Raw genomic sequence first — 23,533 nt, 5'->3', positions numbered from 1 at the left:
ACGGGAAGGTGACTGCGATCTCGTTTGGCGGCCAGGACCCCAAGTGCAGCAAGGAGGCACGGGACGCGCTCACATGTCGCGGCTGTAGGCGCGTTCTTCACGCCGATGGATCTGGCGGCCGATTTTGCTCGGGAGCCAGGGTGTGGTCGGGTCATCGATCTGTGCGCCGGGATCGGCGGCCTGGCCTATTGGGTTCAACAGCGCTCCAAATGTCGGGGCGAGGTGGAACTGACCTGCGTCGAGATCAATCCGCGCTTCGTCGAGATCGGGCGCAAGCTGTTGCCGGAAGCGCGATGGATTTGTGCCGACGTGCCCGATTGGCGAAACTGGTGGAAGGACGAGCTTGAGGGAGCCATGTTCGACTGGGCGATTGCCAATCCGCCCTTTGGCAAGTTGGCAACATCGGGCAATCGTCGCGGCCTCAAATCCTTCGAGTTCGCCGTGATCGATGTCGCCTCTCAGATTGCGGACAACGGCGTATTCCTCCTGCCGCAAGGCTCGTCGTCGTTCCGCTATTCCGGGCGTCCCTGCTTCGAGCGTCTGACCTCAGGAGCAGGCGTCGAGTTTGAGCAGCGAACGGGCCTGTTCATGGACTGTGGCATCGGCATCGACACCAGCATCTATCGCGATCAATGGCGTGGCGTCGCGCCCTTGTGCGAGATCGTCATCATGGAATTCGCAGAGTGGCGGGAACGTCGCCAGACGCGAGCCTTGGCTGACGGACACGGACAACTTGTCTTGCTCTAAGAGCACAGGCCGGCGTTCGGGACAGGTGAATGTAAATCGAATGTTCTCTATTCACCTGTTTTTGTCGTAATTTACGCAGAGGGCGTGAGCGATCGCGACATCACCTGCAAAGGCTCTAAATAATGCACAGGCAGCCATGATCATTCTTGAAGATGATCTTTACAGTTGCTGGAATTTGCCTGAGAATCTGAGCCAACGCAGCGAACGGGTCCACAATGCTGCGTTCATAACAAAAGACAGCACTCACTTCGACATCACCATGAAAAACAAAAAGGTGACTGAACATGCCTGAGGAAGACGCAAGTCTGGTCGACCTGACGGTCGACATCGTCTCGGCCTATGTTGCCAACAACCAGGTCGCCACTGCTTCCCTTGCGGATCTGATCCGCGCCGTGCATGGAAGCCTGACCGGTCTGAACAATCCCAAAGCGGTCGAGGCGGATGCCCCGCCCAAACCCGCCGTTCCGATCAAGAAATCCATCACCCCGGATTATCTGATCAGTCTGGAAGACGGGCGCAAACTCAAATCGCTGACCCGGTATCTTCGAACGGCTCATGGCCTGACGCCAGAGCAGTATCGGGAGAAGTGGGGGCTGCCTTCGGACTATCCCATGGTTGCGCCGAACTATTCGGCCACACGCTCGCGTCTGGCCAAGGAACTCGGCCTCGGCCAACAAGGCCGGAAGGCCAAAAGCGCTCCGCCCCCGCCGCCCCCTCCCGCACCCAGCAAGGGCAGGAAGAAAAAGGCCGCCTAGCAACCTCGACGCCGGACATCTCGATTTGCGAAGGGCTGGATGACCGAGATCAAGGTTCTCCAGCCTCGTTTCCGGCAGGTCTGGCGTAGGAGGCAAAACCGCAATTCTCAAGTGATTGCACGCCATGGCCCTACGCCATGAACTTCGTGCTTTCCTTCCTCGGTTGGAGGCATCTGATGGCAGGTCGATCCATTCTCGGGAGCGACCTGATGGCAGAAGAAACCAAGACAGGGCCGACACCATCGGCCCCGTCCAACGACAACACCGAACTCGCCGGCTCCAGCTATGCCGGCGAGGATGCCGATCCCGCAAAGCTGGATCACATCGTGCTTGATATCGCGCGGGTGATCGGCCGGCAACTGGCCCGGGAAGCGTTCGAGAAGCACCGGGCGGCCAATGACAATCGGCCTGGTCGCCGAGAGGAAAAGGGCAGGGGGAAGAAGGATGAGCCCCCACTATGAAAGAGAGAGGTTGATCCACCATGACCCGTGTCGCGCTCTATTCCCGCTATTCTTCCGACAGCCAGCGGGACGCCTCCATCGAAGACCAGGTTCGGTTATGCCGTGAGCAGGCCACGCGCGAGGGCTGGAACGTGACCGGGACCTATCAGGACGCGGCGATCTCCGGTTCCAGCACCATCTTGCGGCATGGCATCCAGCAATTGGTGCGCGATGCCCAGCGCGGCCAGTTCGAGATCGTGCTGGCCGAAGCGCTCGATCGCATCAGTCGCGACCAGGCCGATGTCGCCACTTTGTTCAAGCATCTCAAATTTGCTGGCGTCACCATCGTCACTCTGGCCGAGGGGGAGATCAGCGAGCTGCATGTCGGCCTCAAGGGCACCATGAATGCCTTGTTCCTGAAAGACCTTGCCCTCAAAACCCACCGCGGTCTGCGGGGCAGGGTGGAGAAGGGCAAGGCCGGGGGAGGGCTGTGCTACGGCTACAGGGTGGTGAAGAAGCTCGATGCCGAGGGCGAGCCCATTCGCGGTGACCGCGAGATCGTGCCGGAGGAAGCCAAGATCATCCGTCGTATTTTCCAGGAATTCGCGACGGGCAAGAGCCCGAAGGCCATTGCCGTCGATCTCAACAAGGAAGGCATTTCCGGCCCCCTCGGCCGGCACTGGGGTGACACCAGCGTAAGAGGGCATGTGATCCGGGGTACCGGCATCATCAACAATGAGCTCTATACTGGCGTACTGGTGTGGAACCGCCTGCGCTTCATTAAGGATCCAACAAGCGGCAAGCGCGTGTCGCGGATCAATCCGCCAGCCAAGTGGATCCGCACCGAGGTGCCACATCTGAGAATTGTCGACGACAAGCTCTGGCAGGCCGTGAAGGACAGACAGAAGGTCATCGCCAGCAAGTTCGAAGCCGTGACCATCGGCGTCCGAAGCGCCAGGGCCAAGAGGCTGCACACCATGAAGCGGCCGGTTTCTCTCCTTTCCGGCCTGCTCACCTGCGGCTGCTGTGGTGGACGCTATGGGCTGTTCACGAAAGAGCGCTATGCCTGCCTCAACCACCAGCGCCGGGGTACCTGCGACAATGGCAGGACCATCATGCAGGAGAAAATCGAGCAGCGCGTTCTCTCAGGCTTGAAGGAAAGGCTGGTCTCGGCCGATGCCGTAGCCGAGGCGGTCAAGGCCTATGCCCAGGAGACCAACCGGCTCAACCAGGAGCGCCGGGCGCAGAGTGAGCAGGACCGCAAGGCACTCGACAAGATCGAGCGTGCCATCGCCGGTATCATGGCGGCGATCGAGGATGGACTCTATCAGCCGACCATGAAGGCGAGGATGGAGGATCTGGAGCGGCAGAAGGCCGAGATCGCCCAACGCCTGGCGCAGGCACCGACCGACGTCCCCGACCTTCATCCCAACATCGCCAATCTCTACCGCAAGCGCGTCGAGCACTTCAGCCAAGCGCTCGCCGATGACGAGGGCGGGCGACAGGCGGCGGAGGCTCTTCGTTCGCTGATCGGCCAGATCGTGCTCACGCCGGGCGAGAAGCGCGGCGAGATCCATGCCGAGCTACGCGGCGAGCTGTTTGGCATACTCGAATTCGCCAATCCTGAACGAAATCAAAGGGTTGGTGATGTTATGATGAAAGCCGTTGCGGGCCCCCGCAACCAACGTTCTCGAATAAGCCCTGTCGCTAACCGCGCAGGGCTTTTTTGCGTTTGCGGCCCCCAGTGTCATGTTTGCGGCCCCCAGTGTCATGATGGCCGCTGACCTGCTCCCCTATTTGTCCGCGTCTATAGGTTAGCTCTGTTCATGTTGTGGTCCGTTGCGGACCGGGTTGCAAACTCGTTTGGGGTGAGCCCGCCGAGGCTCGTGTGTGGTCGGCCCAGATTGTAGTCAGTCCTCCCGTCCCCGATGATCTGACGAGCGTGGCGATAGCTGTTGAGGCATTCGTCCCACAGGCGCCCCTTGAAGGACTCCACGAAGCCATTCCGCATCGGCTTGCCCGGCACGATGTACCGCCATTCGACACCATTCTCCTGCTGCCATTCGAGCATGGGGTTCGAAGTGAGTTCGGTTCCGTTGTCGCTGATCACTATCGGCGGATAGCCGCAACGCTCGGCGATCGCATCCAACGCCCGCGCCATGCGCTCGCCGGAGATCGAGCCATCGACCTCGGTCGTCAGATATTCCCGGCTGAAGTCGTCGATGTCACACAGTATGCGGAAGCGGCGGCCATCGACCAATGTGCCAGAGACAAGGTCGAGGCTCCAGCGCTGGTCGACGGTCGCCACGCTTCCTCACCGTCGCCCGTTCCTCGCGTGGCGATGGAGCTTCCTCCAGCTAACCTCGACGCCCTCGCGCTTCAGACTAACCTCAAAGCGGTGACTTTCCAGGGGCAGCTTAATCTCATCGCCATGGCCTTTGCCCGACTCAAAGCCCGTCCGAGGGCGGCTGCCGCTCGAACTTTCGAACAACTCTGGAATGCAATCGGCGATATCTGCGATCACCGCAGCCCCAAAAATGCTGGAACTATCTCAACGCCGCCGGCTATGCGTCCGACTAAATGTCCGATGCGCTAGTAAGAAGCCCCCCAATCGCCCGTTCTCGAGAGGCGGACGTTGCATGCCAAGCGAACCACGACACGTAGCTCGGTAGAAAGTCGCATGAAAGGCAGTTGAGATCGACGGCGCACCGACTTCTCCGGCTTCGCCGCAGCCGGAGGTGCCTTACTGTAACGATTTGATTAAAAACATTTTCACACGGCCTGGATGACCTGCCGCGCTTGCCAAGTGCCATGAAGAAGGAATGGCGGAGAGGGAGGGATTTGAACCCCCGATGGAGTTGCCCCCATGCCGCATTTCGAGTGCGGTGCATTCAACCACTCTGCCACCTCTCCGCAGCTGGTCGGGGGCTTCATATAGATATGCGCCGCGCGGGGCAAGACCGGAATGGCGGAAAAATTGGGAGAAAGTTACGGATGGTGCTGCGGGAGACCGGGGCGGGATGGTCGGCCATCTCAACTTGGGCCCGGAGGGGCGGCAACAAAATCGCAGCCCATCTCGGTGTTTCGATTGCCAGCGGCAAGCGAGGTGCTTAAGTCGGGAGGGCGCCTGCGTCGGGCAGGCGCCCTCGCGGCATCACAGCGGAGCCCATGTCCGTCCTCTCTTCCGCCTATTCGGGATTTCGTCTCGCGTTCGAGGCGTTGCGCGGACATCGCGGCTGGGGGCCAGCCTGGCGCAAGGCGGCGCCCAAACCGGCCTATGACGTGGTGATCGTCGGCGGCGGCGGGCATGGCCTGGCCACGGCTTACTATCTCGCCAAGAATCACGGCATCACCAACGTCGCGGTGCTGGAGCGCGGCGGCATCGGGCTCGGCAATGTCGGGCGCAACACCACCATCATCCGCTCCAATTATTTCTCGCCCGAGAACATCCGCTTCTACGATTTCTCACTTCGGTTGTGGGAAGGGCTCGAGGCTGAGCTCAACTACAATGCCATGGTCTCCCAGCGCGGTGCGCTCAATCTCGTGCATGCGGACGGCCAGCGCGATCTGCTGGCCCGGCGCGCCAACCAGATGCTGCTCGAAGGCGTCGATGCCGAGCTGCTCGACAAGGAAGGCGTCAAGCGCTTGGTGCCGCTCATTGACGTCGACAATGGCCGCTTTCCCGTACTCGGCGGTTTCCTGCAGAGGCGGGGCGGCACGGTACGCCATGACGCTGTGGCCTGGGGCTATGCCCGTGCCGCCGACCGGCGCGGCGTCGACATCGTCGAGAATTGCGAGGTCACCGGCATCACGCGCGAGGGCGAGGCGATCAGCGGCGTCGAGACCAGCCGCGGCGGCATTCGCGCCGGCAAGGTGCTGTTCGCGGTGGCCGGGCATTCCTCGCTGCTGGCCGGCATGGCCGGTTTCCGCCTGCCGCTGGAGACCCATGTGCTGCAGGCCTTCGTCTCCGAGGCAGTCAAGCCGCTGATCGACTGCGTCGTCACCTATGGCGCCGGGCATTTCTATGTCAGCCAGTCGGACAAGGGCGGTCTGGTCTTCGGCGGCGCGCTCGACGGCTACAATTCCTATGCCAGGCGCGGTAGCCTGCCGATGGTGGAAGACGTGCTGGCGGCAGGCCTGACGCTGATGCCGGCCCTCGGGCGCCTGCGCGTGCTGCGCCAATGGGGCGGGGCGATGGACATGACCGCCGACGGCAATCCGATCATCTCGACGACGCCGGTGCCCAATCTCTACCTCAATGGCGGCTGGTGCTATGGCGGCTTCAAGGCGATCCCGGCCGGCGGCTTCACCACGGCCCATCTGGTGGCGACCGGCGCGCCGCACCCCCTGATCGCGCATTTCGGGCTGGAGCGCTTCCGGGAAGGGCGGGTGATCGACGAACGAGGCATCGGCCCCTATGCCTGGATGCATTGAGATGAGAAGCATCACCATGACGCCATGCTCGGGGAAGCATCGAGGAGTGACCGGCTCCGTCATCCCCGGCGCCACCGCAGGTGGCGGGAAGGGGATCCAAGGGCTGAGAAACACAATCCATGGCCCCTGGATCCCCTTCCCCTCGCTTCGCTCGGCCGGGGATGACGGGGCACGCATTTTCGCGTGTCTCCTAACCGCAAAGACCTTTCCGTCATGCTGAGAATTGCCTGTCCCCATTGCGGCCTGCGTGACGAGGTCGAATTCCGCTATCGCGGCGATGCCTCGGTGCGCCGGCCGGGCGAAGAGGCCGAGGCGCAAGCCTATTACGATTATGTCTATGAGCGCGCCAATCCGGCGGGCTGGCATCTGGAATGGTGGCAGCATGTGCATGGCTGCCGGCAGGTGCTGAAGGTGCTGCGCGATACGGTCAGCCACGAGATCCAGGCCGTGGTCAGCAGACATGACGAGATCCCCCTGCCGGAGCGTTCGGCATGAGCGGTCCCCATCGCCTCGCCGAGGGCGGGCAGGTCGATCGCAGCAAGCCGCTGTCCTTCCGCTTCGACGGCAAGATCCTGCATGGCTATCGCGGCGATACGCTCGCCTCGGCGCTCCTGGCCAATGGCGTGCGCATCGTCGGGCGCTCGTTCAAATATCACCGGCCGCGCGGCATCTTCACGGCCGGGCCCGAGGAGCCCTCGGCCCTGGTGGAACTGCGTCGGGGCGCCCGGCGCGAGCCCAATGTCGCCGCCACCACCATCGAGCTCTTCGAGGGGCTGGAGGCGGTGAGCCAGAACCGCTGGCCCTCGCTCGGCTTCGATCTCGGCGCGGTGAATGGCTGGCTTTCGCCCTTTCTGCCGGCAGGTTTCTACTACAAGACCTTCATGTGGCCGGCAGCCTGGTGGGAGAAGGTCTATGAACCGCTGATCCGCCGGGCGGCGGGGCTGGGGCGGGCGGCGCGCGAGCCCGATCCCGACAGCTACGACACCATGCATGCCCATTGCGACCTGCTGGTCGTCGGCTCGGGGCCGTCTGGGCTCGACAGCGCCCTGGCGGCGGGGCGGGCCGGCAAACGCGTGATCGTGCTGGAGCAGGATTTCGCCTTTGGCGGCTCGGCACTGCTCGACCCCGCTGCGCGTGAAGGCCTGACCGACAAGCTCGCCGAACTGGCGGCGCTTCCCGAGGTAATGCTGCTCAACCGCACCGGCGCCTACGGCCTCTATGACGGGCTTGTCGTCGGCGCCGTCGAGCGGGTAGCCGATCACCGCATCACGCCCGGGCAGCGCGAGGTGCGCCAGCGCCAGTGGATCATCCGCCCGGACAGGATCGTGCTCGCCACCGGCGCGCAGGAACGCCTGATCGCCTTTCCCGGCAATGATAGGCCGGGCGTGATGCTGGCTTCGGCGGCCGCCGCGTATGTCGCGCGGTTCGGCGTGGCGCCCGGCCGGCGGGCGGCCTTCTTCGTCAACAATGATCGCGCCTATGATGCGGTGAGGCAGCTTGCCCAGGCCTGCGTCGAGATCGCCGGCATCATCGACGTCAGACCTGATTCTGCCGCGGGCCGCGAGGCGGAACGAGCTGGCATCCCCGTCTGGTTTGGATCGCAGGTCTCCGCCACCGAGGGCGCGCCCCTGCATGTCCTGACCATCACGCCTGTCGCAGCCAGGCTGCGGCCGCAAATGCTGCTGGCCGATCTGCTCTGCGTCTCCGGTGGGCACGATCCCCGCCTGCAACTCGCCGGCCAGGCCCGACTGCCCTTCGAGTGGGACGACAAGGCCGTGGCCTTCTGCGCCAGGGGCAATGAGCGGATCGAGCTCGTGGGCGACGCCGCGGGAGCGGCGGGCGAGGGTACGCCGCCCCAGCCCTTCTGGGAGGCCAAGGTTTCGCGCGGCTCCGGCAAGGCCTTCGTCGATCTGCAGCATGACGTCACCGCCGACGACCTGCGGCTGGCGGTACGCGAAGGCTATGCGCATGTCGAGCATGCCAAGCGCTACACTGCGCTCGGCATGGCGACCGACCAGGGCAAGACCGGCGGCCTCGTCGGCAGTGCCATCCTGGCCGAAGCGAAGGGCGAGAGCATCGCCGAAACGGGCCTGCCGACCTTCCGGCCCTATGCCTCGCCGGTTTCCTTCGGTGCGCTTGCCGGCGCCGAGACGGGCGAGCATTTCCGCCCCAAGCGCCGGCTCGCTCTGCATGATTGGCATTCGCGGCAGGGGGCCGTCTTCGTCAAGCTCGGCCTCTGGCTGCGGCCCCTGGTCTATTCCCCCTCGCGCGATACCAGCTGGGCGCCGGTGCTGGCCGAAGCCAGGGCCGTGCGCGAAGCCGTCGGCGTCACCGATGCCTCCTCGCTCGGCAAGATCGACGTCCAGGGCCGCGATGCCGGCGCCTTTCTCGACCGTATCTATGCCAACACCTTCTCGTCCCTGCCGGTGGGACGGGCCCGTTACGGCCTGATGCTGCGCGAGGACGGCATCGTTCTCGACGACGGCACCACTTCGAGATTGGCCGAGGATCATTATTTCGTCACCACCACCACGGCCAATGCCGGGCCGGTGTTGGAGCATCTCGAATTCCATCACCAGGCCGTATGGCCCGATCTCGACGTCCAGATCACCAATGTCGCCGATCAATGGGCGACTTTCGCGGTAGCCGGCCCTAAGGCCCGGGCGGTGCTCGCCCGCATCACCGGCCAGGACCTCGACGATGCGGCCTTCCCCTTCATGGCCGTTGTCGAGGCGATGATTGCCGGGGTTTCCGGCCGGCTCTTCCGCATCTCCTTTTCGGGCGAACTCGCCTATGAGGTCAGCGTGCCCTCAGGCCATGCCGAGCCGGTGTGGGAAGCCATCCTCGCGGCCGGCAAGCCCTTCGGCATCAAGCCCTATGGGCTCGATGCCCTCAACCTGCTTCGGATCGAGAAGGGGCATGTCGCCGGCAGCGAGCTCAACGGCCAGACCACGGCCGCCGATCTCGGCCTTGGCCGCATGCTCAAGAAAAAGGGCGATTATGTCGGCCGCGTCCTGGCCGGCCGTCCCGGCCTGACCGAGGCTGGGCGCCTTGTGCTGATTGGCGTGAAGGTGGACGATCCCGGGCAGAAGCTGCGGGCCGGCGCCCATCTTACCGCCTCCGCCGAAGCCAAGAAGAGCCTGGGTTTCGTTACCGCCGCCTGCCCAACCACGCAGGGGAAGGGCTTCATCGGCCTTGCCCTGCTGCGCGGCGGCAAGGAACGGATCGGCCAGAGGCTGCATGCTGCCGATCCCGTGCGCGGTGAAGCCTGTGAGGTCACCATCGTCTCCCCGCATTTCGTCGATCCGGACAATCTCAGGGTGAAGGATGCCTCGCCGGTCGGGGTCGTCGAGCCGCTGGTCCTGCCGCGCTCCGTACCAGGTCATCACGCCTTGATCCCGGACCGCCCCTCCGATCGCGTCGCTGAGGTGCAACTGGCCGAGCGCAGCCCCGACATCGCCGAGATCAAGCTGCGGCGGGATGGCGAGGCGGGCTTGCGCCGGGCCCTCCAGGCGGAGTTCGAGCTGGATCTGCCGGAGCCCAGCCGATCGGCGGTCTCGGGGGCGCTGAAGGTGCTTTCGCTCGGCCCTGGCGACTGGCTGGTGCTGGACAAGCAGGGACGGCCGGGCAGCCTTGCCGTGAGCCTCAAACATGCTCTCGGCGAGAACGCCTCGGTGGTGGATCTTTCCTCGGCCTTCGGCGTGCTGCGCCTGTCGGGGCCTAAGGCGCGCAGCGCGCTGATGAAACTATGCCGGATCGACCTGCATCCGCGCGTGTTCGGGCCCGGCCATGTCGCACGCACCCTGATGGCGCAGATCCCGATCCTGCTGCACCAGGTCTCCGACGAGCCGGCCTATGACCTCTTCGCCCCCTCGACCCTGGCCCAGGCCTTCGCCGAGGTGCTGGTCGAGAGCGCGGCCGAATATGGCCTGAAGCTGGATTGAGAAAATACCCCTCATCCCCCCGCCGGGACCCAAGGCACTTCCATAGGAAGTGCCAGGTCCCGCAAGGGGAGAAGGAGCTTGGATAGCATAGCCGAGCCGAATGAAATCCCTTCTCCCCTTGCGGGAGAAGGTGGCGGCAGCCGGATGAGGGGTGCCTCAACCGGCCCAGTCCTGCCTCAATGCTTGCTCGCCGCCGTGGCGCCGATGCCGGTCTGCGACCGGACATACTGGTCGTCGAAGCCGGCCCGGTCCTCGGCGGCGCGCTGGCTGTTGTCGAGCTTGGAGAACAGCCAGATGCCGGCAAAGGCCAGCGCCATCGAGAACAGCGCCGGATTCTCGTAGGGGAACGGCGCCGAGCCCTTGGGATGGCCGAGCACGGCTTCCCACACGCCGGGCGAGAAGATGACGCCGAGCAAGGCGGAGATCAGGCCGAGATAGCCGCCTATCACCGCCCCGCGCGTGGTCATGCCGCGCCACATCATCGACATCAGCAGCACCGGGAAGTTGCAGGAAGCCGCGATGGCGAAGGCCAGGCCCACCATGAAGGCGACGTTGACGTTCTCGAAGGTGATGCCGAGCCCCATGGCGATCACGCCGAGCACGATGGTGGTGATCTTGGAGACGCGGATCTCGTCCTGCTCCTTGGCCTTGCCGCCCTTGATCACCGTGGCATAGAGGTCGTGGCTGATGGCCGAGGCGCCGGCGAGCGTCAGCCCCGACACCACCGCCAAGATGGTGGCGAAGGCGACGGCGGCGATGAAGCCGAGGAAGATGTCGCCGCCGACGGCGTCGGCCAGATGGATGGCGGGCATGTTGATGCCGCCCCGGATCGCCTCCAGGCCCTTGGCCGGATCGGTCAGGAAGGCCGGGTTGGTCGACACCAGAGTGATGGCACCGAAGCCGATGATGAAGGTGAGGATATAGAAATAACCGATGAAGCCGGTGGCGTAGAACACCGACTTGCGGGCTTCCTTGGCGTCGGCGACGGTGAAGAAGCGCATCAGGATATGCGGCAGGCCGGCCGTGCCGAACATCAAAGCGAGGCCGAGCGAGATGGCCGAGAGCGGGTTGGCGAGCGTGCCCGGCTGCATGATCGCCGCCCCCTTGGGATGGACCTCCACCGCCTTGGCGAACAGGGCCTCGGGGCTGAAATTGAAGGTGAGCAGCACCATCAGGGCCATGAAGGTGGCGCCGCCCAGCAGCAGGCAGGCCTTGATCAGCTGCACCCAGGTGGTGGCGACCATGCCGCCGAAGGTGACGTAGAGCATCATCAGGACGCCGACGATGATGACGGCGTAGCTGTATTGCAGGCCGAACAGGAGCTGGATCAGCTTGCCCGCGCCGACCATCTGCGCGATCAGGTAGAAGGCCACCGTCACCAGCGTGCCGAAGGCAGCGAGCACGCGGATCGGCGTCTGCTTGAAGCGGAAGGAGGCGACGTCGGCGAAGGTAAACTTGCCGAGATTGCGCAGGGGCTCGGCGATCAGGAAGGTGACGATAGGCCAGCCGACCAGCCAGCCGATCGAATAGATCAGGCCGTCATAGCCCTTCATGTAGACCAGGCCGGAAATGCCGAGGAAGGAGGCCGCCGACATGAAGTCGCCGGCGATGGCGAGGCCATTCTGGAAGCCGGTGATGCCGCCGCCCGCCGTGTAGAATTGCGAGGCCGATTTGGTGCGGTTGGCAGCCCAGGCCGTGATTCCCAGCGTAAGGAGCACGAACAGGCCGAACATGATGATGGCGTGCCAGTTGGTCGCCTGCTGCTGGACCGGTCCGGAGACGGCGTCGGCGAGGGCCTGGGTGGCGCAGAGCGCCGGCAGGAAGGCTGCGAGGATGAGAGTGCTGCGCTTCATCCGCGTGCCTCCTTGACGATTTCCTGGGTCAGCGTGTCGAATTCGGCATTGGCCTTACGGACATAGATGCCGGTGAGGATGAAGGCGGCGACGATGACGAGGACGCCAATCGGGATGCCGATGGTGGTGACGCCGGTGCCCAGATGCTGCCCGAGCACGCCCGGCAGATAGGCGACAACCAGGATGAAGCCGAAATAGATGACCATCATGATGGCCGAAAGCGTGAGGCTGAGCGTTCTTCGGCGCCGCACCAGCTCCTGATATTTCGGATTTTGCTCAATGGATTTGTAAGAAGACATTGTGTTTCCCCCGACGCCGCTCGACCGGCAAGGCAGCCCAAATGTTTTGCAGGTCCACCGTCGGGTTCAACCTAGGATTAAGCCAACATGTCGCGCAATGGACAATTGCGCCTATTCCCAATCCATTGAACGTCATGTGCTCGTTGTTGTGAGCTATTCCGACGATCGGGTTTCGGCCGCGCCGGATTCCTTAGGAAAGGCTCGCCCGGCCGGCGTGAATGCCGGATCCGACACGCCCTTGAGAACTGGTGAAAACTCGGACTGGTCAACAATATCTTAACAGGCGCTTCCTAGCTTGGCCGCGTCACGAGCGGATAAGGTGGGCATGGAGACGATCTCGGTCATTCTACTTTTATTGCTGGCGGTCGTCCTCAGCGGCGCGCTCGCGAGGATGCTGCCGATCGTCCTGCCTTTGCCTCTGGTCCAGATCGGCTTCGGCGCACTGATCGCGTCCTTCGCCAGTTTCAGGGTCGAACTCGACCCGCAGGTCTTCTTCCTGCTGTTCCTGCCGCCGCTGCTGTTCCTGGATGGCTGGCGCATTCCCAAGGACGGCCTGTTCCGCGACAAGGGCACGATCATCGAACTCGCCTTCGGCCTGGTGGTGTTCACCGTGATCGGCGTCGGCTTCTTCATTCACTGGATCATCCCGTCCGTGCCCCTAGCGGTGGCGTTCGCGCTCGCCGCCGTGCTGTCGCCGACCGATCCGATCGCGGTATCGGCTATCGCGGCCAGGGTGCCCATTCCCAAGCGGCTGATGCATGTGCTGGAAGGCGAGTCGCTGCTGAACGACGCTTCCGGCCTGGTCTGCATGCGTTTTGCTGTTGCCGCGGCCTTGACCGGCACCTTCTCCTTCACCAGTGCCCTCGGCACCTTCCTCTGGGTGGCGAGCGGCGGCATCGCCATCGGCATTGCCGTCACCTGGGGCGCGTCCCTCGCCAATCGCTGGGTGGCTCGCCGCTTCGGCGACGAGGCGGGCTCCCAGGTGCTGGTCAGCCTGCTCATCCCCTTCGCCGCCTATCTCCTCGCCGAAGAACTGCATTGCTCGGGCATCCTGGCGGCGGTCGCCGCCGGCATGACCATGAGCTATGTCGAGCGCCTCGGCCAGTCGCTGGTCGCTGCCCGCATGCGTGGCGGTGCCGTCTGGGACATGGTGCAGTTCGCGGCCAACGGCATCATCTTCGTGCTGCTGGGCGAGCAGATTCCGCAGATCGTCGCCGCCGCTGCCAGGAGCCATGGTGCGATCTGGATGATCGTCTATGTCCTCGCCATCACGCTGGCGCTGGCGATCCTGCGCTTTCTGTGGGTGTGGACCTCGCTGCGCTTCACCCTGTTTCGCGCCGCGCGCAAGGGCAAGGCGATCATGCTGCCAAGCTGGCGGCTGATTGCCGCCGCCTCGCTCGCCGGCGTACGCGGCGCCATCACCCTGGCCGGCGTGCTGACGCTGCCTTTGGCCCTCAGCGACGGCACGCCCTTCCCGGCGCGCGACCTCGCCATCTTCCTGGCAGCCGGGGTGATCGTGATGTCCCTGGTGGCGGCGAGTGTCGGCCTTCCCCGCCTGCTCAAGGGGCTGGAGCTGCCGCCCGAGCCTTCGCACCAGGAGGAGGAGGACGAGGCCCGCATCGCCGCGGCGGAGGCGGCGATCAAGGCGATCGAGCGGACCCAGCACGAATTGGGATTGGGGCGCAGCGATGCCGATCTCTATGTCGATGCCAGCGTGCGCATCATGGAGCTCTATCGCCAGCGCATCGACGGACATCTGCAGACCGGAGAGGAAGCCGAGCTGATGCGCCGCATCGACGAAATCGAGCGCCAGTTGCGCCTGGCAGGGCTCAGGGCCGAGCGCGACCAGATCTTCCAATATGCCCGGACCCGGCGGTTATCGGACGAGGTGGCCCGCAGATTGGTGCGCGAGCTCGATCTGCTCGAGGCCCGCTTTGCGACGGGCTGAATCCCTGGGATCGCAGGCTTCCAGCCTGCATCTTGGAGACGCTACGCCAGGGGCAGGGGAAGATGCAGGCTGGAAGCCTGCGATCCCAGGATGAATGTGTTTCCTTAGCCATCATTTGTTTTCTATTCTCACTTTTGGCCTGAAAAATCTGACAGGTTGACTCCCGTCATGTTTGTTTTGTCATCGATGCGTTTTCCCTACCATCGTCGCGAAGCGGGCTGATGTCGTGTATCAGGGACTCATGCTTTGAAAGGGTCCCGAGAATGAAGAGCGAAGTGCGTGCCGTGGTGATCGGCGGTGGCGTGGTGGGATGTTCCATCCTCTATCACCTGGCCAAGATCGGCTGGACGGACGTCGCCCTCATCGAGAAGAACGAGCTGACCTCGGGCTCGACCTGGCACGCCGCCGGCGGCATGCACACCTTCAATGGCGACGCCAACGTCTCCAAGCTGCAGAAATACACCATCGACCTCTATCGCGAGCTGGAGGCGCTGACGGGCCAGTCCTGCGGTATCCATGCCAATGGCGGCCTGATGCTCGCCGCCAATGAGGGCGAGATGGACTATCTGCGCCTGGTGGCCAGCCGGGCCCGCTATCTCGACATGGAAACCGAGATCATCCCGGTGGCCGAGGCCAAGCGCCGCAACGTGCTGATCGAGGAGAAATATTTCACCGGCGCGCTCTGGCGTTCGGATGGTGGCCATGTCGATCCCTGGGGCACCACCCACGCCTATGCCGCCGCGGCCCGCAAGCTCGGCGCCGAGATCCACCGCTTCACCCGTGTCACCGGCCTCAGCCAGCGCCCCGACGGTTCCTGGGACGTCGCCACCGACAAGGGCTCGATCCATGCCGAGCATGTGGTGAATGCCGGCGGCCTGTGGGCCCGTGAGGTCGGGCGCATGGTCGGTATCGAGTTGCCGGTGCTGGCGATGGAGCATCATTACATCGTCACCGAGGCCATCCCCGAGCTGGAAGGGTTGGACAAGGAGATCATCAACACCACCGATTTCTCCGGCGAGATCTATGTGCGCCAGGAGGGCAAGGGCGCACTGCTCGGCACCTATGAGCACAACTGCACGCCCTGGTCGGTCGACAAGACGCCCGACGACTTCGCCACCCAGTTGTTGCCCGATAATTTCGATCGCATTGCCCCCGAGCTCGAGGTCGGCTTCGAGCATTTCCCTGCCGTTGGGCGCGCCGGCATCAAGAAGTCGATCAACGGCCCCTTCACCTTCGCCCCCGACGGCAACCCGCTGGTCGGCCCGGTCAAGGGCCTGCCGAATTTCTGGGTCGCCTGCGCCGTGATGGCGGGCTTCAGCCAGGGCGGCGGCATCGGCCTCACCTTGTCACGCTGGATGGCCGAGGGCGATCCGGGCGCCGACATCATGGCCATGGACGTCGCGCGCTTCGGCGTATTCGCCACGCCCCGCTACACCAAGGCCAAGGTGATCGAGAATTATCGCCGCCGCTTCCGCCTCGCCTTTCCCAACGAGGAATTGCCGGATGCGCGCCCGCTGCGCCGCACCCCGATCTATGGCCGGCTGAAGAAGGCCGGCGCCGTGTTCGGCGCCAATTTCGGCCTGGAACACGCGCTCTGGTTCGCGCCCCCGGGCGTCGAGCCCACGGAGAATCCGACCTATCGCCGCTCCAACGCCTTCCCCCATGTCAAGGCTGAATGCCTGGCGGTGCGCGAGGCCGTCGGCCTCTACGAGACCTCCAACTACGGCAAATACGAGATCACCGGCGCCGGCGCACGCGCCTGGCTCGACAAGCTGCTCGCCTGCAAGCTGCCCCGGCCCGGCCGCATGGCGATCGCGCCGATGCTCAACCCGCAGGGACGCATCGTTGGCGACCTCTCCATCGCCTGCCTCGCCCAAGACCGCTACCTGCTGATCGGCTCGGGCTTCGCCGAGGCCTATCACATGCGCTGGTTCTGGCAGCAAAAGCCGCCCGAAAACGTGCATGTCCGCTCGGCCGCCTCGACCTTGACCGGTTTTTCCATCGCAGGGCCCAACGCCCGCACGCTGATGCAGCGCCTCGTGCGCGAGGATCTTTCGCCCGACGCCTTCAAGCTATTTGCGGTCAAGGAGACCGCCGTCGGCATGTCTCCGGTGATCTTCTCGCGCGCCGGTTTTACCGGCGAGCTCGGCTATGAAATCTGGACCACGCCCGATTTCCAGGCCACGCTCTATGACGAGATCGTCGAGGCGGGCGCGGATCTCGGGCTCAAGCTGTTCGGGGGCAGGGCGCTCTCTTCCCTGCGCCTCGAAAAGGGCTATGGCTCTTTCAACAAGGATTTCCGTCCCGACTACACGCCGGCCGAAACTGGGCTGGACCTCTTCATCGATTTCAGGAAGGAAGGCTTCACCGGCCGCGACGCCGCTTTGGCGGAACGCGAGCGCGGCCCCAGGCGCCGCCTCGCCGTCCTGGAGGTCGACACGGATACGGAAGTGATCGGCTACGAGCCGATCCTCAAGGACGGCAAGGTCGTCGGCCACGTCACTTCGGGCGGCTATGGCCACTATGTCGGCAAGAGCCTAGCCATCGGCTACGTCAAGAGTGAGTACCACGAGGACGGTGCCGCTTTCGCCATCGACATTTTCGGTGAGGACCGTCCGGCCATCCTGCGGGCGGCGCCCCTGCACGATCCCAATGGCGGGAGGTTGCGCGGATGAGCCGGGAAAACACCGGGTCCGAGCACGGCCGTGCTGGCCGCCGCGAGCGTGGGGCCCGCAACACCGGGGCGGCCACACCGCCGATGCCGCGGCTGACCAATCGCTTCGCGCCGGTCGACATCCTCTCGCCCGAGCAGGTCGAGCGCATCCTCGATGCCGCCTATGCCCTGCTCGAAACCGATGGCATGAAGATCCTCAGCCCGCGGGCGCGCCAGGCCTATGCCGCCCATGGTGCCCTGGTGGATGAGGCGACGCAGATGGTGCGCTTGGGGCGCGACCTCGTCGAGGCGATGCTGGCCAAGGCGCCCAGCCGCTTCGTGCTGCATGCGCGCAATCCCGAGCGGGACCTGCATGTCGGCGGCAATGTTGTCAATTTCGGCCCGGTCAACGGCGCACCCAACATTCGTGATCTCGAGCGCGGCCGGCGCTATGGTGATCTCGAGGCCTTTCGCGACATCCTCAAGATCACCAGCGGCCTCGGCCTCCTGCACTGGCAGGGCGGCGTGGTGGTGGAGCCGGTCGACATCGCCGTCCCCGTGCGGCATCTGGAGATGTACCGCGCCCATATCGAACTCTCGGACCTGGTCTGGGCGGCGCGCGGCGTCGGCGGCGTGCAGGCGCGCGATGCCCTGGCGCTTTCGGCGATCGAGCATGGCTGCAGCATCGAGGCCCTGGCCGAACGTCCGACCCTGATGACGGTGACCAACGTCAATTCGCCCCGCGTGGTCGACGAGGACATCCTCGACAGCATCATGATCATGGCCGAGCACGGCCAATGCGTGGTGATCACCCCCTTCACGCTGATGGGGGCGATGGCGCCGGTGACCCTGGCCGGTGCTTTGGTGCAGCAGACGGCCGAGGCCCTCTCGATCATAGCGCTCTGCCAGATGCTGAGGCCCGGCGCGCCCTGTGTGATGGGCGGCTTCACCTCCAATGTCGACATGAAGACGGGGTCTCCCGCCTTCGGCACGCCCGAATATGTCAACGCGGCCCTGGCGACCGCCCAGCTCGGCCGTCGCCTTGGCGTGCCGGTGCGCACCAGTGCCGTCAATGCCAGTCCGGCGCCGGATGCGCAGGCGACCTGGGAGACCAGCTTCTCGCTCTGGGCAGCGATCATGAGCCACAGCCACCTCATCAACCATGCGGCCGGCTGGCTCGAGGGCGGGCTGTCGGCTAGCCTGGAAAAGATCGTGATCGACGCCGAATTGCTGCGCGGCTGGGCCGAGATCCTCAAGCCCATCGAGTTCGGCGACGACGAGATCGCCCTCGACGCCATCCGCGGCGTGGCACCGGGCGGACATTTCTTCGGCTCGCCCCACACGCTCGCCCGCTACGAGAACGCCTTCTATCGCCCGGTGCTTTCCGACTGGTCCAATTTCGAAAACTGGCGCGATGCCGGCGAGCGCACCGCGACGGACCGGGCACTGGATGTCTGGAAGAAGACGCGCGATGCCCATGTCCCTCCGCCCCTCGATCCGGCCGTGCGTGAGGCAGTGGATGCTTATATCGCCAAGCGCAAGGAGGAGATCGGGGGGTGAGTCCAACGGTATCAAGACCGAACAAGCGATAGGTGCAGCACCGGTTTTCTGGGACCGCTGGCTTCCAGCCGGCTCTTCTTTCTTGACGAGTACAGTGGTTGCAAGAGCCGGCGGTCCCAGGAAGGGCGGCCCCTACAGATTCCAGGCTCGATAGAGCTCGTTGAGCGCCTTCGCTGTATGGCATTCGACGGCGGGCAGGCCGGATTTGCCGATGATTGCTGCATACTTGCCGCTGCTGTCACGAGTCTTGACCAGGATCCAGTGGATCATCTCCCATTTGAGGCTGTCCTGGGCGCCTTCCAGGTGGCCGGCCCGGCTGGAGCGATTCACCAGCGTGCGCTTGAGATAGCGATAGAAGCGCAGCCAGTGATGGGAGGTGATCAGGATCGCGCCCGTGGCCCGGGCGAAGCGCTGCGGCATCAGGCGCGAATAATTGCCCTCCATCACCCAGCGCTCTCCCATGATGGCAGTATCGTGCAGGGCCTTGAACTCGGCTTCCGGCCGGGGTTGCCAGTCGGTATGGGGCCGATGGTGGAGCTGGTCGAGATGCACGGCGGGAACCGCGAGTTTTCTGGAGAGGGCGACGGCGAGCGTCGACTTGCCGGCATTGGAAGGGCCGAGGACGACGATGCGCTCGCCGAGGCAGGCCAAATCTTTCACGGTCGTGGGCAGCATGGTGGCACCGATCATGAAAATTGAGGGCGAGCCCAATGCGCCAGGCGGGCTGGCTTGTCAATGCCGGATCGATCAAGGCAGCTTGCCGCGGCTTAATCGCATCTTTCTCGATCACCTCTCTCCATCGCCGTCCCGCAAATAGCCCCGGGCGATCGCCTGCATGGTGGCACGGTCCATGCTGGCGCCGTGGCCGCCATGGGCCACGGCGACGTCGAGTTGGGCGAGGCGCTCCATCGTCTGGCGATAGACTGTCCTGTCGGCGCCCGGCACGTCGTCGACGAGGCCGCCGCGATAGATCGCATCGCCGCTGAAGAACAGGCCGTCGTGCTCGTCCAGCAGGCCGATCGATCCGGGGGAATGGCCGGGCAGATGCAGCACGTGCAGCCGGGCATTGCCGAGATCGAGGCTGTCGCCTTCGGTCAGGAGCGTCGTCAGGGGAGCGGGAGTGAGGCTGAAATCGGCGGCCCGCCAAGCCGGCGCCGGCAGCTGCGTGACGGCTTCGTCGATGTCCCGGAACAACGCAGCAAGCGTCTCGCCGTCGCGCATCTCGGCGAAGGCAGCCTGTTCGGCGGCGTGACCGAAACGCCGCTCGAATTCATGAAAGGAGCCGACATGATCGACATGGCCGTGGCTCGCCACCGCCAGGACGGGCTTGCCCGGGGTAACATCGAGGGCGTCTCGCAATGAGGCCAGGCCCATGCCGAAGTCGAGCACCAGGTCGGCGTCGCGGCCCCTGAGATGGAAGATGTTGGCCTGGAAGAAGGAATGGACGAAAGGCTCCCACAGTCGGGTCAGGTCGGGCGCGAGGCGTTCCCTGGCAAACCAGGTGTCGGAAAGGGCCACGGTCATGCCGTTCCTCCAGGATGCGGGCGCGATGTCTTCGCACGGGGCAGTGCGATGGTAGCGGAAGGCAGGGCCATCAGCGACGGCCTCTTGCGAAGAGTGCCTCGGTTCGCATCTGGATGGCGGTCAGGATCGAGACCATGACGAGATAGTAGACCAGCGCCGCGCCATGCCACTCCATGAAGCGGAAGCTGGTGGCGATCGCATATTGGGTGACGGTCATCAGTTCCTTGAGCGAGATCACCGTGGCGAGCGAGGTCGTCTTCAGGAGCGTGATGAACTCGCTCATCAGGGCGGGCAGGGCGATGCGCATGGCCTGGGGCAGCGTGATCAGGACGAAGATCTGGCCGCGATGCAGGCCGAGCGCCGCCCCGGCTTCGCGCTGCCCCGGACCCACCGCCGCGAAGGCGCTGCGCAGGATCTCGGTGAGATAGGCGACCTGGATCAGGGTGAGTGCGATGAAGGCGGCCAGGAAGGGCGAGAACCAGCCCGCCCGAAATAGCGGAGAGAGCTGGGGCAGCCCGTTCCAGATGAACAGCAGCACCAGCAAAGCCGGCGTACCGCGCAGCAGCCAGACATAGCCGATGACGCTCCAGCGCAGCAGGCGTCGCGGCGAGGTGGCCAGGGAGGCCGTGCCCATGGCCGTCACCATCGAAACGGCCATCACGGCAAGCGACAGGGCGACGGTCAAAAGGGCGCCTTCGGCCAGGGGCCAGCCGAAGACGGCGTCGAGGAAAAGCTGGAAGTCGAACATTGCGCCGCTTCATCGAGCCGCAGCGCCATCGACCTCGACGGCCTCGGGCGACAGGTTCCACTTCTTCAGCATGTCCTGCATGCGGCCTTCGGCCTTCAAGGCTTCGAGGCCGGCGCGGACGGCCTTGCGGTCGCCGGCATCCTTGCGCAGGTAGATCGCGTAATATTCCTTATCCGGATAGGTGTAGGGCACCTGCAACCGGCCGGGCGTCTGGGCCATGCGATAGGCTGCCGTGGTGTCCAGCGTGATGGTGCCGGCGGCCCGGCCAACGAGGATCTGCTGGATGACGGCCGAGGCTGAAGGATAGGGCTGCAGCACGGCCTCGGGCCGGCCAGCCTTGGCGAAGGTGGCATTGAGGGCGGCAAGCGTCGGTTCGAAGGTGGTGCCCGCCTCGACGGCGACGGTCTTGCCGCTGAAATCCTCGGGCACCTTGGTCCCGCTGTCGCCGGCGGCCGTCACCATCACGGTGGAGGTCGTGAAATAACCGATGCCGTCATATTTCTGCAGCCGCTCGGGCCTGAGCGTGATGCCGCTCATGACGGCATCGCAACGCTGGGAATCGAGCGAGGGCAGGAGGCCCTTGAAGTCGCCGACGACATAGTCGGTCTTGGCGCCCCATTGCTGGGCCAGCGCCTCAGCGACGTCGATCTCGAAACCGACAAGGGCCTTGTCGCCGGGCTTTTCGTAGAATTCCATTGGCGGGAACTCGCCGGAGGTACAGACCTTGAAGGTGCCGTTCCTAGCGAAGGAGGGCACATCCGCCGCCCAGGCCGCCTCCGTGGAAACGCTGAGGAGGGCAGCAAACCCGCAGAAAGCGGTGCATGCAAAATGGGTCTTCGTCGAGCGCATGGATGCGTTCCCTTCGTGCCGTGGTTTCGGCTGTTCTGCTCTGGATCACCCGACTGTCCGGCACGCGATGCATGGAAACAAGCTAAATGTTCTGCTAGTTTTAGCGTGATTGAAACTAAACAATTAGGGGCGCATGCTTCCGCCACTTCATGCTTTCAAGGTCTTCGAGGTCGTGGCCCGGCTCGGTCATGTCGGGGCCGCTGCCGCCGAGTTGCATGTCACGCCGGGTGCCGTGAGCCAGCAGTTACGCTCGCTGCAACTCCATCTCGGCATGGATCTCTTCGCGAAGGTGGGGCGCCGGCTCGTGTTGACGGAGGCCGGCCTGACGCTGCAGCAATCCGTCGGGGTCGCCATGGCCGAGATCGGCGAGGGTGTGCGCAATCTTTCGGCGCAGCGGATCGACCGCCGGGCCGAGGTCGTGGTGAATCTCTGCATTCCACCCGTGCTGGGGACGACCTGGCTCGCGCCCCGTCTGTTCGCCTTCATGGCCGACCACCGCCACCTCAGGCTGAATGTTGCCACCGGCGTCGAATTCCATGCCATCGACTGGCGCAGGAGCGATGTCGCCATCGTCTATGGCAACCCGCCCTGGCCGGGCTTCTGGTGGCGCATGCTGCACGGCGTCTATCTGATGCCGGTCTGCAGCCCGCAATTGCTGCGTGGGCCTCATGCCATCCGCCACCCCGCCGACGTGCTGCATCACCGGCTGCTGCACGAGGACGATGGATCGGAGTGGCGCCGCTGGTTGGCGCAGGCCCGGGTAAAATATCCGGGCGCGGCCGACATCTATTTCGGCGACTTCGCTCTCATTCTCCAGGCGGCCCGGGACGGCCATGGCGTCGCCCTGGTCGACGACGTGATCTCGGCCCGCGATCTCGACGAAGGCCGGCTGGTCCAGCCGCTGACGCAGCGCGTGCCGGCGGCCAAGAATTATCATTGCATCTGCAGCGAGGAGACCCTCGCCAGGCCCGAGATCGGCGCTTTGGTCGACTGGTTGATCGATCAGGCCTCGCGCACGCCGGTGCCGCGGATCGGCCTGGGCTAGCAGCAAGTACTCGTTCACCCCGTTGTGATCGGCCCATCGTCCAGGATACGAATAAAATCCAGCACGGTGTGTTTTCCAGACGAACCCTTCTTCGCGACGGATCGAGACGGAACTGAGCCATGACCACCGCAAGTATGACCACAGCAAGACTGAAGAGGCTCTCCCTGGGAGCCATACCCCTGATCGCCTGCTTGCTCGGCGCCAGCCAGGCCGATTCCGCCCAGGCGCGCAACTGGCGCATCAATCCGGCCAGGACGTCCGTCGGCTTCGTCGTCGACGGCATCGGCTGGCCGCGTACCAAGGGGCGTTTCCACGATTTCGACGGCAGGATCTCGATCAATTTCGACAATCCGGCCGCCAGCCGCGTCAGCTTCAAGGTTGCGGCAAAATCGGTCGATGTCGGCTCGCCCTCCTTCAACGATTACCTGCGCACCGATGCCTTCTTCAACGTGGCGCAGTATCCGACCATCACCTTCACCTCCACCAGGGTCGAGAAGGTCGATGGCAGCCATGCCCGGGTCACAGGCGACCTCACCATCCGCGGGATCACCCGCCCGCTCACCATTGATGTCGCCCTGGACAAGCCGGCCGACAAGGCAAGCTCGCAGATCGGCTTCCGGGCGACGGGCGTGATCAAGCGGCTCGCCTTCAACATGAGTGCGGGCTTTCCGGCGATCAGCAACGATGTCGACCTGATCGTCACCACCGAGGCGCAGGCTCAGTGACGGGAGGCG

General features: G+C 64.5%; 18 protein-coding genes, 1 tRNA gene and 1 pseudogene. 12 read left to right on the top strand and 8 right to left on the bottom strand.

Going from position 1 to position 23,533, the window contains the following annotated elements; genetic code table 11:
• The first annotated feature begins 105 nt into the window (after window positions 1-105).
• From ACTJKX_RS23795 to ACTJKX_RS23780, 4 genes are all read left to right on the top strand, one after another.
• Window positions 106-747 (top strand): methyltransferase, encoded by a 642-nt coding sequence (locus tag ACTJKX_RS23795; protein ID WP_440726726.1) that lies wholly within the window; start codon window positions 106-108, stop codon window positions 745-747.
• Between the two features lie 284 nt (window positions 748-1,031).
• Window positions 1,032-1,502 (top strand): MucR family transcriptional regulator, encoded by a 471-nt coding sequence (locus ACTJKX_RS23790; RefSeq protein WP_440726725.1) that lies wholly within the window; start codon window positions 1,032-1,034, stop codon window positions 1,500-1,502.
• 209 nt (window positions 1,503-1,711) lie between these two features.
• Entirely contained in the window at window positions 1,712-1,963 is a 252-nt protein-coding gene (locus ACTJKX_RS23785) for a hypothetical protein (RefSeq protein ID WP_440726724.1), read from the top strand.
• 20 nt (window positions 1,964-1,983) lie between these two features.
• Window positions 1,984-3,726 (top strand): recombinase family protein, encoded by a 1,743-nt coding sequence (locus ACTJKX_RS23780; RefSeq protein WP_440726723.1) that lies wholly within the window; start codon window positions 1,984-1,986, stop codon window positions 3,724-3,726.
• 23 nt (window positions 3,727-3,749) lie between these two features.
• On the opposite strand, the pseudogene ACTJKX_RS23775 reads toward ACTJKX_RS23780, so the two are convergent.
• Both ACTJKX_RS23775 and ACTJKX_RS23770 read right to left on the bottom strand, forming a co-directional pair.
• A pseudogene (locus tag ACTJKX_RS23775) lies at window positions 3,750-4,340 on the bottom strand (integrase core domain-containing protein); the annotation flags it as partial.
• A gap of 425 nt (window positions 4,341-4,765) precedes the next feature.
• Window positions 4,766-4,855, bottom strand: a tRNA-Ser gene (locus ACTJKX_RS23770).
• A 255-nt stretch (window positions 4,856-5,110) separates the two neighbouring features.
• Between ACTJKX_RS23770 and ACTJKX_RS23765 the strand changes: the two genes are divergently transcribed.
• The 3 genes from ACTJKX_RS23765 (at window position 5,111) to ACTJKX_RS23755 (ending at window position 10,320) form a co-directional block, all read left to right on the top strand.
• Window positions 5,111-6,376 (top strand): sarcosine oxidase subunit beta family protein, encoded by a 1,266-nt coding sequence (locus ACTJKX_RS23765; protein WP_440726722.1) that lies wholly within the window; start codon window positions 5,111-5,113, stop codon window positions 6,374-6,376.
• Between the two features lie 213 nt (window positions 6,377-6,589).
• Window positions 6,590-6,871: a sarcosine oxidase subunit delta gene (locus ACTJKX_RS23760; protein WP_371260382.1), complete on the top strand. Its 282-nt coding sequence runs from the start codon at window positions 6,590-6,592 to the stop codon at window positions 6,869-6,871.
• The gene (locus ACTJKX_RS23755) at window positions 6,868-10,320 is read left to right on the top strand and encodes a 2Fe-2S iron-sulfur cluster-binding protein (RefSeq protein ID WP_440726721.1); all 3,453 of its coding nucleotides are present in this window, start codon (window positions 6,868-6,870) and stop codon (window positions 10,318-10,320) included. The genes ACTJKX_RS23760 and ACTJKX_RS23755 overlap by 4 nt, the downstream gene beginning before the upstream one ends.
• A gap of 176 nt (window positions 10,321-10,496) precedes the next feature.
• Here ACTJKX_RS23755 and ACTJKX_RS23750 read toward each other — a convergent pair whose 3' ends face one another.
• Window positions 10,497-12,173, bottom strand: a complete 1,677-nt coding sequence (locus ACTJKX_RS23750; protein ID WP_440726720.1) for a cation acetate symporter — start codon at window positions 12,171-12,173, stop codon at window positions 10,497-10,499.
• Entirely contained in the window at window positions 12,170-12,472 is a 303-nt protein-coding gene (locus ACTJKX_RS23745) for a DUF485 domain-containing protein (RefSeq protein WP_440726719.1), read from the bottom strand. The genes ACTJKX_RS23750 and ACTJKX_RS23745 overlap by 4 nt, the downstream gene beginning before the upstream one ends.
• Before the next feature lie 325 nt (window positions 12,473-12,797).
• Between ACTJKX_RS23745 and ACTJKX_RS23740 the strand changes: the two genes are divergently transcribed.
• The 3 genes from ACTJKX_RS23740 to ACTJKX_RS23730 all read left to right on the top strand — a co-directional run bounded on the left by ACTJKX_RS23740 (window position 12,798) and on the right by ACTJKX_RS23730 (window position 18,633).
• Entirely contained in the window at window positions 12,798-14,420 is a 1,623-nt protein-coding gene (locus ACTJKX_RS23740; RefSeq protein ID WP_440726718.1) for a Na+/H+ antiporter, read from the top strand.
• A gap of 263 nt (window positions 14,421-14,683) precedes the next feature.
• Window positions 14,684-17,095, top strand: a complete 2,412-nt coding sequence (locus tag ACTJKX_RS23735; RefSeq protein ID WP_440726717.1) for a GcvT family protein — start codon at window positions 14,684-14,686, stop codon at window positions 17,093-17,095.
• The gene (locus ACTJKX_RS23730) at window positions 17,092-18,633 is read left to right on the top strand and encodes a trimethylamine methyltransferase family protein (protein WP_440726716.1); all 1,542 of its coding nucleotides are present in this window, start codon (window positions 17,092-17,094) and stop codon (window positions 18,631-18,633) included. The genes ACTJKX_RS23735 and ACTJKX_RS23730 overlap by 4 nt, the downstream gene beginning before the upstream one ends.
• A 132-nt stretch (window positions 18,634-18,765) precedes the next feature.
• Here ACTJKX_RS23730 and ACTJKX_RS23725 read toward each other — a convergent pair whose 3' ends face one another.
• From ACTJKX_RS23725 to ACTJKX_RS23710, 4 genes are all read right to left on the bottom strand, one after another.
• Window positions 18,766-19,308 (bottom strand): AAA family ATPase, encoded by a 543-nt coding sequence (locus ACTJKX_RS23725; protein WP_440726715.1) that lies wholly within the window; start codon window positions 19,306-19,308, stop codon window positions 18,766-18,768.
• Between the two features lie 111 nt (window positions 19,309-19,419).
• A complete protein-coding gene (locus tag ACTJKX_RS23720) occupies window positions 19,420-20,157 on the bottom strand; it encodes an MBL fold metallo-hydrolase (protein ID WP_440726714.1) in 738 nt (245 codons plus the stop codon).
• A 70-nt stretch (window positions 20,158-20,227) separates the two neighbouring features.
• Entirely contained in the window at window positions 20,228-20,905 is a 678-nt protein-coding gene (locus ACTJKX_RS23715; protein WP_440726713.1) for an amino acid ABC transporter permease, read from the bottom strand.
• 9 nt (window positions 20,906-20,914) lie between these two features.
• Window positions 20,915-21,754 carry an ABC transporter substrate-binding protein gene (locus ACTJKX_RS23710; RefSeq protein WP_440726712.1) on the bottom strand — a complete coding sequence of 280 codons (840 nt, stop codon included), beginning with the start codon at window positions 21,752-21,754 and terminating at the stop codon, window positions 20,915-20,917.
• Between the two features lie 133 nt (window positions 21,755-21,887).
• Between ACTJKX_RS23710 and ACTJKX_RS23705 the strand changes: the two genes are divergently transcribed.
• Window positions 21,888-22,799: a LysR substrate-binding domain-containing protein gene (locus ACTJKX_RS23705; protein ID WP_311932947.1), complete on the top strand. Its 912-nt coding sequence runs from the start codon at window positions 21,888-21,890 to the stop codon at window positions 22,797-22,799.
• A 119-nt stretch (window positions 22,800-22,918) separates the two neighbouring features.
• Window positions 22,919-23,524, top strand: coding sequence for a YceI family protein (locus ACTJKX_RS23700; protein ID WP_311932948.1), 606 nt, complete (start codon window positions 22,919-22,921; stop codon window positions 23,522-23,524).
• The last annotated feature ends 9 nt before the right edge of the window (window positions 23,525-23,533 follow it).

It is taken from the genome of Labrys sp. 22185 (assembly GCF_052045555.1).
Lineage (GTDB): Bacteria > Pseudomonadota > Alphaproteobacteria > Rhizobiales > Labraceae > Labrys > Labrys neptuniae.
The sequence above is the reverse complement of the archived record's forward strand: the minus strand, read 5'-3'. Positions and strand labels throughout refer to the sequence as shown.

Excerpts from the sequence above, each read along its gene's own strand:
- ACTJKX_RS23795 (WP_440726726.1), top strand. The coding sequence starts at position 106 with ATGGATCTGGCGGCCGATTTTGCTCGGGAGCCAGGGTGTGGTCGGGTC.
- ACTJKX_RS23790 (WP_440726725.1), top strand. The coding sequence starts at position 1,032 with ATGCCTGAGGAAGACGCAAGTCTGGTCGACCTGACGGTCGACATCGTC.
- ACTJKX_RS23785 (WP_440726724.1), top strand. The coding sequence starts at position 1,712 with ATGGCAGAAGAAACCAAGACAGGGCCGACACCATCGGCCCCGTCCAAC.
- ACTJKX_RS23780 (WP_440726723.1), top strand. The coding sequence starts at position 1,984 with ATGACCCGTGTCGCGCTCTATTCCCGCTATTCTTCCGACAGCCAGCGG.
- ACTJKX_RS23765 (WP_440726722.1), top strand. The coding sequence starts at position 5,111 with ATGTCCGTCCTCTCTTCCGCCTATTCGGGATTTCGTCTCGCGTTCGAG.
- ACTJKX_RS23760 (WP_371260382.1), top strand. The coding sequence starts at position 6,590 with ATGCTGAGAATTGCCTGTCCCCATTGCGGCCTGCGTGACGAGGTCGAA.
- ACTJKX_RS23755 (WP_440726721.1), top strand. The coding sequence starts at position 6,868 with ATGAGCGGTCCCCATCGCCTCGCCGAGGGCGGGCAGGTCGATCGCAGC.
- ACTJKX_RS23750 (WP_440726720.1), bottom strand. The coding sequence starts at position 12,173 with ATGAAGCGCAGCACTCTCATCCTCGCAGCCTTCCTGCCGGCGCTCTGC.
- ACTJKX_RS23745 (WP_440726719.1), bottom strand. The coding sequence starts at position 12,472 with ATGTCTTCTTACAAATCCATTGAGCAAAATCCGAAATATCAGGAGCTG.
- ACTJKX_RS23740 (WP_440726718.1), top strand. The coding sequence starts at position 12,798 with ATGGAGACGATCTCGGTCATTCTACTTTTATTGCTGGCGGTCGTCCTC.
- ACTJKX_RS23735 (WP_440726717.1), top strand. The coding sequence starts at position 14,684 with ATGAAGAGCGAAGTGCGTGCCGTGGTGATCGGCGGTGGCGTGGTGGGA.
- ACTJKX_RS23730 (WP_440726716.1), top strand. The coding sequence starts at position 17,092 with ATGAGCCGGGAAAACACCGGGTCCGAGCACGGCCGTGCTGGCCGCCGC.
- ACTJKX_RS23725 (WP_440726715.1), bottom strand. The coding sequence starts at position 19,308 with ATGCTGCCCACGACCGTGAAAGATTTGGCCTGCCTCGGCGAGCGCATC.
- ACTJKX_RS23720 (WP_440726714.1), bottom strand. The coding sequence starts at position 20,157 with ATGACCGTGGCCCTTTCCGACACCTGGTTTGCCAGGGAACGCCTCGCG.
- ACTJKX_RS23715 (WP_440726713.1), bottom strand. The coding sequence starts at position 20,905 with ATGTTCGACTTCCAGCTTTTCCTCGACGCCGTCTTCGGCTGGCCCCTG.
- ACTJKX_RS23710 (WP_440726712.1), bottom strand. The coding sequence starts at position 21,754 with ATGCGCTCGACGAAGACCCATTTTGCATGCACCGCTTTCTGCGGGTTT.
- ACTJKX_RS23705 (WP_311932947.1), top strand. The coding sequence starts at position 21,888 with ATGCTTCCGCCACTTCATGCTTTCAAGGTCTTCGAGGTCGTGGCCCGG.
- ACTJKX_RS23700 (WP_311932948.1), top strand. The coding sequence starts at position 22,919 with ATGACCACCGCAAGTATGACCACAGCAAGACTGAAGAGGCTCTCCCTG.